Source organism: Kitasatospora sp. NPDC086801, assembly GCF_044745805.1.
GTDB lineage: Bacteria > Actinomycetota > Actinomycetes > Streptomycetales > Streptomycetaceae > Kitasatospora.
In genome coordinates, this window is record NZ_JBIVAX010000007.1 from 175366 (window position 1) to 187499 (window position 12134).

2 protein-coding genes are annotated in these 12134 nt (G+C 69.5%); one reads left to right on the top strand and one right to left on the bottom strand.

What is annotated here, in order from left to right:
• Positions 1 to 59: 59 nt before the first annotated feature.
• Positions 60 to 7163, bottom strand: coding sequence for an RHS repeat-associated core domain-containing protein (locus ACIPLC_RS11860; protein WP_400472813.1), 7104 nt, complete (start codon positions 7161 to 7163; stop codon positions 60 to 62).
• 490 nt (positions 7164 to 7653) lie between these two features.
• Between ACIPLC_RS11860 and ACIPLC_RS11865 the strand changes: the two genes are divergently transcribed.
• Entirely contained in the window at positions 7654 to 11610 is a 3957-nt protein-coding gene (locus ACIPLC_RS11865; protein ID WP_400472814.1) for a ricin-type beta-trefoil lectin domain protein, read from the top strand.
• Positions 11611 to 12134 lie beyond the last annotated feature (524 nt).

Genomic DNA, 12134 nt, shown 5'->3' on the forward strand with positions numbered 1-12134 from the left:
GGGCGAGGGGGATGCACATTGCATCCCCCTCGCTCACTTCACTGCAACTAGCCTAACGATCACCCAGTGCCTGGCCAGAGGTGGATGTAGATCGGTGTATCAAAATTGATCCCAGGGTAATTTGGACTTGCTGCACGACGGAGTAGCTCGGCCATTCTGTGATTCCCCTCGATCATGTAGTTGTCTTCCGCATGATATCGCAGGAGGGAGAATTCGCCGCCAGTTGGCTGCGTCGTGCTCTTCAGAAGTTGCTCGTCTGACATCGAGCGCGCCATTCCAGCTTTTTGAGGATCCGATCGCCAGTTCCCGTGAGCGTCGACATTATCATGCCCAATTCCACGGAGATCGCCGACTGCTGCATTTGGCTCATGGGCGGCATCAGCCGCCTTTGACCCACCTCCGAAAATCCGCGAAAAGAACCCACCGCCGCCGGCGGGGCAGTTATGCACGAGAACCGGAGTGGTCCCCGCGAGCACATAGTACGTGTGGAGGTCGCTGACGGTGAGGTTGTGGACGCGTTGCTGCTGGGTGTAGCTGCGGATGCTGCTGATCTGGACCCAGGTGCCGGCGGAGGTCTCCAGCCACTGGCCGGGCTGGAGTTCGTCGGCGGCGATCCACTCACGGGTTTGGGGCAGCCAGAACGGGTGCTTGTCGGTGGCGGTCAGGGTCTGCGACTTGGTGACGTCGACCGTGTAGGTGGCCGCCGCCGCGGTCGCCTCGTCGGACGGGTGGGTGACCTCCGGAGTCTGGGTCGTGGTCGCGGGGTTGACGGTGATCTCGTAGAGGTTCTTCCCGCCGTCACCGGTGATGGTGGCGGTGACCTCCTCGGCGGCGATCCGGCCGGTGGCCGGGTCCGCGGAGAGGACCTGGTCGCCGGTGGCGAGTTCCTCGATGGGCTTCCGGGTGCCGTCCGCCATCACCACGAGGGTCCCGGGGACGAAGCTGTTCCCGGTCTTGCACCCGGGAGCCGTACGACTCCCGGCATTGCTGCCGCCGGAGGACTTGGCGCCACCGGAGGACCTGGTGCCGCCCGACGACTTCCCGCCGCCGCTCGAAGACTTGGCACCGCCCGCCTTGCTGGCGCCCGGAGTCGGACCGGACTTGCCACCGCCGCCGGCGGCGCGGGGGCGGGACGGGGAGGACGGGGCGTACTTCGAGGCGCCCTTGGCCGCCCCGCTGCCGCGCTCGACCGCCTTCGCGACACCGGTGGCCGCCTCGACGGCCTTCTCGGCCTTGGACGCGATGCGGGCCGCGGCGACGGCGCCGCCGATGATCGGGACGGCCGCCGCCAGGGACATGGCGGCGTTCTTCCAGTCGCCTTCGGCCGCGTACCAGACACCGTTGACGATGTCGCAGGCGTCGCCGATGACGGGGATCATGCCCGCCACGTCCAACACCGTGTGGCCGATGTTGGAGATGGTCTGGTAGTTGTCCTTGACCACGTCGACGGCCTTGGAGACCGTGTTCGAGACCTTCTTGACGATGCTGGAGCCCCACCACAGGCCGCTCGGGTCGGTGAAGGTGAGCGGGCTGTTGTTGGCGTACAGGTAGCCCTGGAGCTGCTGCGGGTCGCTCGCGTCGATGACCGGGTCGACCGACAGGAAGCGGCCGACCTTGGGGTCGTACTCGCGGGCGCCCAGGTGGGTCAGGCCGGTGGCCTTGTCCTGGGTGCCGCCGACGAAGCCCTTCTCCCCCGGCCAGGCGCCGGGCGCCGGCTGGGTGCCGCGCTCCTCACCGAACGGCTTGAACGAGCGGCGGGTGACCTGGAGGTCCCCGGCGTCGATCGCGGTGGTGCCGGTGCCGTGGTGGTCGGAGACGGTGTAGCTGAGCCGGCCGTCGGAAGTGCGGACGATGGTCGGGCCGCCGACGGTCGGGTAGTAACGAGTGCCTACGACCTGCTGGGTGGCGGTGTCGAGGGTCAGCTCGGTACCGCCGAGGTACAGCGTGGTGCGCCCCGGGTCACGACGGATCAGGCGGTTGCCGTCGGCGTCGTAGACATAGGACGAGTCGCCTCCGCTGGTGGCCGCGGTGGCCAGGTGACCGTCCGGGTCCCAGGTCATGGTCTGGGTGTTGCCGCCGTCATCGGGGCGGGTGAGGGTGTTGCCGGTCTGGTCGTAGGTGTAGCCGGTGGTGACGGTCGGGCCGTTGCCGTTCTTGGTCTGGGTGCTGGTCGGGGCATGCGGCCGGGTCTGGCCGGGTGCCGGGTAGGTGTGGGTGGTGGTGACGTCCTTGGCGGTGTCGCCGGCCGGGTCGTGGTCGACCAGGCCGGTGCGGTTGCCGGTGACGTCATAGCTGAAGGACTGCCAGTAGGGAGCCGGGCCGCCGACCTTCCCGGCGGACGGTGTGGTGTTGGTGCAGCCGCCGATGCCCGGAACGGACGGACCCGGCTTGGTCGTGGTGCCCCCGGTGTCGGTCCAGGCTTGGGTGAGGCGCTTCAGATGGTCGTACGTGAAGCACTGGGTGTCGGTGCTGCCGTTCTCGCCCCGCCAGGAGGAGACGGAGGTGATGTCACCGGCCGGGGTGTAGGTGTAGTCGGTGAGATCGACCGAAACCCGCCCGTCCTCCTTGTCCAGCAGCGAGCGCAGCAGGCGGCCGGTGCCCCCGTCGTACGTGTGGCTGAGGGCGACCTGCGTCGGCACGTCGCCGTAGGTGATCCGCTGGAGCTGACCGAGTTCGTCGTAGTCGGTGAAGTTGACGTAGTCGTCGACGCCGTTGCCCATCGAGACCGGGAGGCCTTCGACGTTGCGGGAGACGATCAGCAGTTCCTCGGGCAGCCCGCCGACTCCCGGCAGCTGCGTCGTGGTGGGCAGGCCCGTGATGGCGTTGTACTGCGTCGTCGTGTTGTAGGTGCCGCTGAGGGCGCCCTCACCGTCGGGGACGGTGAACTTGCTGCCGGTGGGGCGGTAGCCGGTGTCGTAGCCGGTGACCTCCTGGCGGTAGCCCTTGCCGTTGGACCAGCTGGTCGCGGCGGTGGGCAGGCCGGGCAGCAGCGTGTCGTACTCGTAGGTGGCCAGCGGCGTGCCGGTGGTGCTGCCGAGGTTGCGCGACAGCGGACGGCCGAGGATGTCGTAGCTGACCGCCACGGTGACGCCGCGGGCGTCGGTGGTGGAGACCGGGCGGTCGGCCGCGTCGTAGGCGGTCGTGGTGACGCCCTTGTCCGGGTCCTCCGACCGGGTCTGCCGGCCGTGCACGTCGTAGCCGTACGTCCAGGCGTTGCCGGCCTGGTCGGTGACCTGGGTCAGCTTGCCTTCGACGTCGTAGGTGTACTTCGTCGCGTCGTACGCGCCCTGGGGCGAGCCGGACTTGTACTGGCGCAGCTCGGTGGTCCGGCCACGGGAGTCGATGAAGCGGCTGGTCGCGATCCCGCCCTGGGGCGGAGCCACGTCGGTCCGGTCGACACCGGGGTAGGTGACGGTGGTCCGCCACTGCTCGATGGCCTTCGAGGAGAAGGTCTGGACGGCCGGGCGGCCGAGGCCGTCGTAGAAGACGGCGTTCTGGCTGGGGACGGTGTCGTCGTCGGCGACGAACCGGCTGCCGTTCGGGCCGGACGTGCGGTCGATGTACGGCTGGTTGGTCTTCACCACCTGGCCGTGGCTGTTGTAGAAGGTGTCACCGATGACTCGTGTCCTGGCCGCGTCGTTGGCCGGGGTGGCCTGACTCTGCACCGGTTCGCCGAAGGCATTCAGGATGGAGGTGCCGACGGAGTACGAGGTGCTGTTGCCGCGCAGGGTCTTGGTGGTGACCGAGCTCGTGGACGTGTTGGACAGCTGGTACTCGATCAGCGTGTCGGCCTGGTCCTTCGCGGGGTTGCGGCCGGGCTGCCAGGTGGCCGTGGTGCGGCCGAGGGCGTCAACGGTCTGCTGCGTGGTCCGCCCGTTGTGGTCGACCGTCTTGAGCGGCACCTCACGGGTGGGGTGGAAGGTCGTCGAGCTGCTCCAACCCTTGGCGTTGGTCACCTTGACCGTGGTCGGCAGTACGCCGGTGGCCGGCTCGTAGGCCGTGGTCGTGGTCGCGCCCGCCGCGTCGGTGCTGGTGGTCACCCGCCCGTACGCGTCGTACCCGACCGTGGAGACCAGCGCGAACGCCGGCTGGCCACCGGAGAAGCCGTCGAGCTCCTCCGTCCGGGTCACCCGGCCGGGACCGTCCAGCACCCCGAACGCCTGGCCGTCGAAGAACGCCCGGTTGCGGCCCAGGGTGTTCGCCTCGGTGGCGCCGCACGCGCCCTGGGTCTGCACCGTCTCGGCGACCCTGTCGACCATCCACGCGCCCGTGTTCCGGGCGTAGGTGGTCGTCGTGCACAGGTCCGGCAGGCCGTCGGCGCGGTCGATCACCGTCGTGGGCATGCCGTAGGTGTCGAAGGTCGCCGTCTTCGACGTCGACTGCCAACTGCCGTCCGACCGCAGCGCGCTGTCCTTGCCGGACCCGTTGCGCAGCATCTGCGCGGTGAGGTCGGGCAGGCCTGTGCCGCGCTTGTGGGTGGCGGTGGCGGTGGGCGACAGCCAGGGGTCGGACTTGGCGATCGCGACGACGGTGCCCCCGTCGGCGGAGTACGTGTGACGCTCGCGGACCGTGCCGGCGAGCGGGTTGACGTCCTTGACGGTGGCGCCGTTGATGTCGACGTAGGTGGCGGTGCGCTTGCTGGTGCCGTCAGCCTTGAAGTCGCCGTCCATGCCGCGCAGGTAGAAGGTGACGGCCTTGCCGATCGGGTCGGGGGCGACACCACTGCGCGTGACGACCTGCTCGTAACCGCGGAACTGGTTCCAGGTACGGCGCTTGGGGTCGGTGTACTCGTCGTCGTCGCGGTGCCAGGCGGCGTCGCCGACGTACTCGTACGTGGTGGTGCGGACGGGCGAGCCGCCGAACGGGTCGCGCTCGTTGATCTGCGCGACGACGTACTTGTGGAACCAGTCGAGTTTCGGCTCGACCGGGCTCTTCTCGTCCGGGCTCCAGTAGACCGGGTAACAGCGCCTGCCGTTGCCGTCCTGGCTGCTCGGCAGCGCCGTCGGGGAGCAGTCCGGGTCGGCGTAGACGACCTCGGTGACCTTGCCGGTCTCGGCGGTCACGCCGATGATGCGGCGCCGGTTGAGCGGCGGCCGGTCGTCATCGCTGGAGTCGACACGGTTGTTGCGGAACCCGCCGGTGAAGGTGATGGCCGGCTGGGTGATCCCGTTGGTGCCGTCGTACCCGGTGTGGGTGATCGAGGACAGCCACAGTGCCGGGGCGGTGTGGTCCTTCGGGTCCGGGAACTCATGGGCCAAGGCGTAGGAGTCGACGTCGGCGTAGCCGCCGCCGTTGAGCACCTGCGTAGTGATCTTCGTCAGGCGCTTGGTGGACCAGAACGTCGCCTGGTAGTTGGTGCAGGTCCCGCTGGAGGCGCACTTCTGGTCGAACGGCACGTCCGGCCAGTGCGAGGCGTTGTCCTTGGTGAGCTTCTCCGGCGCGCAGTCGAAGCCCTTGTCCGGCAGGCAGCGCTCCTTCGTCTCGAACTGCACCTGGCCGGTCGGCTTGAGCGTGTCCGGATCCGAGAGCTTCGAGCCGTAGGAGATCCGGGAGAGGTAGCCGCCGCGGACGTACGGGGTGAGGGTGCCGGCCGGGTTGGTGGCGGAGACACCGCGCTGGTAGGAGTTCGTCTCGGTGTCGTACCAGTACGACACCAGCCCACCGCTCGGGTCGACCACGAAGTCCAGCATCCAGCGCCAGGCCTGCTGGCACCACGAGGCGTCGAACGTGCCGGCGTTGCACTCCTCGCCCGCGTTGTTGCCGTACACGGGCGTGGTCCACGCCGAATTGGTCGTGGCCCCGCCGGTCGTGCCCGGCTTGCGGCCGAGCCCGAAGTAGTACTGGGTGCCGTCGGTGGTGGTGACCCGCCAATGCTCCCCGTTGTTGTCCCCGTTGGCGGCGCCGGTCAGCAGCTCCACCCGGGAGGCGTCGTCGCCCTCCAGACGCCAGCCGCCCTTGTCGTCGTCACGGACCAACGTGGAGGAGCGGCCGTTCAGCGAGATCGTGGCGTTCCAGCCGGCCAGGCACTGCTCGCCCGAACCCGCCTGGCCGTCCTTCGCACACGGCTTGAACCGGCGCTCGACGAAGCCGGGCGTGTAGTCCCAGCCCTCACCGACCCACGACGCCTGGTTGTTCGTCGCGGCCGTCCGGCCGTCCACCGACTGCGAGCTGTAGGACAGCGCCACACTCGGCTTCGAACCGCCCAGGCCGTCCGGCACCTCGATCGGATAGGACCAATTGAAGCCGCCCGTGTTGCCACCGACGCTCCAACTGCCCGATGGTGCCAGACCGGTGGCCGCGTAGGTACCGGCCCCGCCTCCGGGCGACGCCGTGGCCGCCAGCACCATGGCGCCGGCCGCGGGAGCCGCCGCCAGCGACCGGACGCCCACCCCGGTGGGGGCGGACTGTGCCTTCGCCGGGCTCGTCGGCGCGGTGGGCAGGTCCACCTGGGTACTGAGCAGCCCCGGCCGCTCCGCCGTACGGTGCGTCTCGACCGGCGTCTGGGTGCGGCACTCGGGCAGGTCGGGGGTGGTCAGCGCACACTCGGGCAGCGCGACCAGGCGGGTGCGGGAGAGCCAGTCGCCGCCGTAGGCGCCCTCGAGGGAGGAGACATCCACATCGACCTTGACGGGCGAGCCGATCTCGCCGGCGCTCGGTCGCACGGACAGCAACAGACCGTTGACACCGGCCTTCTCGGCGGTCGGCCGGTCCGCGACGGTCACCCTGGCCTTGGCGTCGGACGGCACCGGCTGTTCGCTGCGCAGCACACCCGGCGCGGCCGCGACGGACGCCGCGGCCGGCGAGGTCACCCAGACAGGAGCGGTGCCGGCCTGGCCGTCGGAAGGCCTCGGCGAGGACGGTGCCGCGAACAGCGACCTCCCGGCGAGGGACTGCGTGGCACCCGCCTTCGGAGTGAGGGACACCTCGGTGTCGACGGGCGCCGGCCAGGCCGCGGACTTCGGCTTCCAGGCGGGCGCGCCGTCACCCTTGGGAGGCTGGACAGTACCGGGGCGGGCCTCCTTGCCGGTGACGGCGGGGAGCTTGTCGAGGCCGCGCGGCGACCACAGCTTGGGATTGCGCGGCTTCCACTCGACCGCTTGGGCCGGCCCGGCGCCGGCCACGAGGGACAGGACGACGGCCGCCACGGTGGCGACCCGTCTCACCCCCCGTGACCGTCCGGTACGGAAGTCACCTGATGGTGCGGACACGACTCTGCCCCCTGGCATGCCAAAAGCAGACCTCGCGTCAGGAGGCCTGCCGAACGGGAATTTTCGCGGAGCCTAACCTCCGCACCCGAACGTGATCCATCGGTAATCATGTGCCGACCCATCGGCCGACGAAGCGGGGGCACTTCCGCGAATTGCGAGTTGACGCAGCGTGACTCGCACGACATCGCTTTGCCCGAGTTTTACCGATCAATTCCTGAGACAGGGTTACGCACCGTTGACGACGGTGCGGTTTGTATACGGAAAGATGCCGGGGAGAACGCCGGTTCGTGATCCGCGTCACACCTCGACCGGGCTTTCAGAAGGCAAGACGTCGTCCGCGGATGTTAGGTTCCCGATCGCCGAATTCATCGCACATCAGCGACCTGACGAGGAGTCCTCCCCCATGTGGGCCATATCCCCACACCGCAGAAAGCGACACCGACCGGTGCTCGCGGCCTCGGTCGGCATCGCGCTGACCGTTGGCACACTGAGCGGTGGAATACCCGCCTTCGCGACCGATCACACGACCGCGACACCGGCCTCCGGACCGATCACCGCCCAGGAACCGGACGCCGCGGCGCACCGCTCCGCCGAATCCGAGGCCCTCAAGGAGGCCCGACGCACCGGCAAGCCGGTCGAGGTACCCGCACTGACCACGGAAACCGACACCGTGGTGGCCAACCCGAACGGCACGCTCGGCCTGCGCCGCAGCGTCGCCCCCGTCCGGGCCAAGCGGGACGGCGTCTGGATGGAGCTGGACCCGGCCCTCACCAAGGCCGCGGACGGCACCCTCCGGCCGAAGGTGACCAGCAGTGAACTCGCCCTGTCCGGCGGCGGCTCCGGTCCGCTCGCCACACTCCGTCAGGACGACAAGAAGCTGGCACTGAGCTGGCCCGGCACCCTGCCCACGCCCACGATCGAGGGAAGCAGCGCCACGTATCCCGAGGTCGCGCCCGGAGTCGACCTGAAGGTCACGGCAGACCTCGCGGGCGGCTTCACCCAGGTGCTGGTGGTCAAGACGCCGGCCGCGGCCAAGGACCCGAAGGTGGCCGCCCTCAGCCTCGGGATGAAGGCCGACGGCGTCTCCGTCACCGCCGACGCCGCCGGGAACCTGAGCGCGACCGACGCCGGCGGCCGGGTCGTCTTCCGCGCGCCCGCGCCGCAGATGTGGGACTCCAGCGCCTCCCCCGCGCCGGCACCCGCAGCCGAGAACACCGGAACGCGCTCCGCCCGCCTGCTCGCCGCAGCGCCGGCCGCCGGCCGCACGGACTCCGCCGACGCGCTCCGACCAGCCGACTCCCCCGGCCTCAAGGGCCGCTCCGACGCGTCCGGCCCCGGCGCGCGCGCCAAGGTCGCCGGCCTGGCCGCCACCCCGTCCGGAAGCTCCCTGACGATCACTCCGGACAGCTCTTTCCTGGAGTCACCGACGACGACCTACCCGGTCTTCATCGACCCCGCCTGGCAGCCCACCAACCGGGGCACCCAGCACTGGGCCTGGGTGCAGGAGGCCTATGCCGACAAGGTCCACTACGACGACTACAGCGACACCTACGATCCCGGCGTCGGCTACCAGCAGTGGCAGGTCAAGACCGGCCTGGAGCGCTACTACTTCCAGATCGACACCGGCGACCTGCGCGACAAGAGCATCAAGAAGGCGAGCGTCGTCGCCACCCAGTCGTACGCCGCGGACAACAACTGCAGCGCGACCCATGACGTCGTCCTGCACCCCACGCACCCGATCGACGGCTCCACCTCGTGGAGCAAACAGCCCTGGGACTGGGGCCCGCTCTCGACGAGTTCGCTGAACAGCGCCGGCGGTGACGGCTGCCGCGGTGCCACCACGACCGGCGAGTGGGACGTCCGCCAGCACCTCACGGACAACAACTGGCGCGGCTCGCTGACCTTCGCGCTCTTCGCCGCCGACGAGTCGAAGCGGTCCGGCAACAACGGCTTCAAGCGATTCACCCGCACACCGAGCAAGCTGCCCTACATCTACATCGAGTACAACCGCGCCCCGTACAACCCGTGGGACCTGGCGATGAGCCCGAACCCGCAGAACCCCAACGGAAACGGCTGCGGCTGGATCGGCGCGACCAACGCGGCCACCGGCATCCGGCTCTCGGCCTGGATCGGCGACCCGGACGGCAACCAGATCGACGCACGCTTCCTGGTGCGCGACGTCGGCACCGCCGACGAGCCCGTGGCCTGGGACAGCGGCTGGGGCAACCTCGGCAACAGCAATCACCAGGCCGTGGCGACCCCGGGCAATCTGACGGACGGCCACACCTACTACTGGCAGGTGCAGACCGGTGACGGTGACATTCCGTCGGGCTGGACCAACGGCTGCATGTTCAGCCTCGACCTGACCCCGCCGTCCGTGCCGACGGTCGTCTCGGACGACTACCCGCCGTCCGGCACCCTGCCCGGCTCCACCAAGCACACCGGTGAGACCGGCGACTTCACCGTCCGCGCGACCGACAACGCCAGCGGTGTCCTGTATTACGAGTACGCCGTCAACTCGTTGATCCCGGTGGGCGGCGCCAACCGGGTGGACGCCGGTGGCGACGGCTCCGCCGTCATCAGGCTCACGCCCACCATGTGGGGCACCAACATCCTCCGCGTGCAGGCCGTCGACCGGGCGGGCAACCGCTCGCAGGAGAACACCTACACCTTCTACGCGCCGTCGGACCCGAACGCCAAGACCGTTCTCGGTGACATCACCGGCGACGCCCGGGTCGACCTCGTCCTCCCGGACAACAACGGCAACCTGATGCTCTACCCGGCGGCGGTCGACCCGGGCATCGGCGGACCAGTCGCCTCCGACAAGGCCAACAGCCCCGACGGCATCGGCTGGGACAAGACCATCGTCAGCCACCGCGGGGGCAACGGCATCCGCATCGACGACCTGATCGTCTACGCCAACTCCGCCCTCTACGCCTACCGGAACTCGCTCTGGAACGGCGGCCTGGAGGCCAACGGCAACCTGTACTTCAACCGCACCAAGGCGATCTCCGTCGAGCGGCCGACCACCTGTCTGGTCACCCCCGGCGTGGCCGGAGGCAGCTGCGACACGTACGGGCCGGACTGGACCCGGGTGAAGGGCATCCTGGCCGTCGGCGACGTCGACACCATCGGCATCCCGGACCCGAAGGCCGACAAGCGCCGCTACGACCTGCTCACCCAGGAGGACGACGGCACCGGCAAGATCGAGCTCTGGCTCTACCGCGGCGCCGGTCCCACCGGGACGTACCTGAGCGCCACCCGGCTGAGCCCGGCCGGCGCCGACTGGTCCAACCGCACGCTGATCGCTCCCGGCGACGCCACCGGCGACGGCATCGTGGACCTCTGGGTCCGCGAGAACGGCACCGGCAAGATCTACCAGTACCCCAGCCGCAAGCTGGCCAACGGAAAGCCGGACGTCAGCGCCTTCGCCGACGACAGCACACGGGTGGAGATCGGCCAGGTCTCGGCCGCCAACTTCCCGCGGCTCAACTCCTCCGGCGACTTCAGCGGTGACGGCATCCCCGACCTGTGGGCCAAGGACACCAGTGGCGTCCTCAGCGTCTGGAACGGCATCACCGCCACGGGGGACGACAAGTCCGCCGTGACCGGCTTCCTGACCCCGGCCGCCCTCGGCTACCCCGGCGGAACGATCAGCCTCCACTCCGGGGCGAACAACAACAAGTGCCTGGACGCCAACGGAGCCGCCGACGGCCAGCAGATCCAGCTCTACAACTGCTGGAACGGTGACAACCAGCACTTCACCTTCCGCACCGACGGCACCCTGCGCACCCTCGACAAGTGCGTGACGGCCGACGGTGACCAGAACGGCAGCCCGGTCGTCCTGCGCACCTGCGTACCGGACGCTCCCGGTCAGAGGTGGACACTGCGTCAGGACGACACGCTGTACAACCCGGCGTCCGAGCGCTGCCTGGACGACCCGGCTGCCGCCGGCAAGGACGGCGTGCAGCTGTGGCTCTGGAGCTGCCACGCGTACGCCAACCAGAAGTGGATCAGCACCGCCAACAGGCCGGTCAACCTCCACTCCGGGGCGAACAACGGCAAGTGCATCGACGCCAACGGGCCGGACGAGGGCCAGCAGATCCAGCTCTACGACTGCTGGAACGGACTCAACCAGCGCTTCGACCTGCGGACGGACCAGACCGTCCGCGTCTACGAGAAGTGCGTGACGGCCGACGGCAGTCAGGACGGCAGCCCGGTGACGGTCCGCTCCTGCACCGGCGCCGACAGTCAGAAGTGGCAGTACCGCGGCGACGGGACACTCTACAACCCGGCATCCCAGCGCTGCATCGACGATCCGACAGCCGGTGCCAAGAACATGGTCCCGCTCTGGCTGTGGAGTTGCCACACCTACGCCAACCAGCGCTGGACCACCACGTGATCCTGACCCGCTGACCCGCTGACGTCCGGCCCCGGGCTCCCCACCCAGGTGGGGAGCCCGGGGCCGGACGCGTTTCCGCGCACCCGACTCCACGGCGGGCAGGCAGGGGTGACCGAGCCAGCCGCTTGGTCCAGCAGGGATGGCAGCGGTGACAACGACTGGTTCCAGGGCAGCGACACCACCGTCTTCAACGTGTCGCCGATGAGCGTCTACTGGAAAGCGATCGAGGACATCACCTGCCCCGGCAGGCTCGCGACGACCTCCAGCGACTCGGCCGCGACCCCCTTCCGCTTCGCCCGGCCCCTGTCACCGCTCGCCTACCAACACCCGGCCCTCACCGGCCCAGGCACGTCGACCTCACGGTTGGACGGCCGCCCGAAGACCCGGACGCAGCAGGGGAATGGGCGTTCGGTCGATGTCGCTGCGTCATCCGGGTGGACGGCGGGAGGTGTTCGGATCTCGGTGTGCTGCGGCGCGGGCTCCTTGGAGGTAGGGATGGTCTGCGCTGCCGGGTGGCAGCGGTG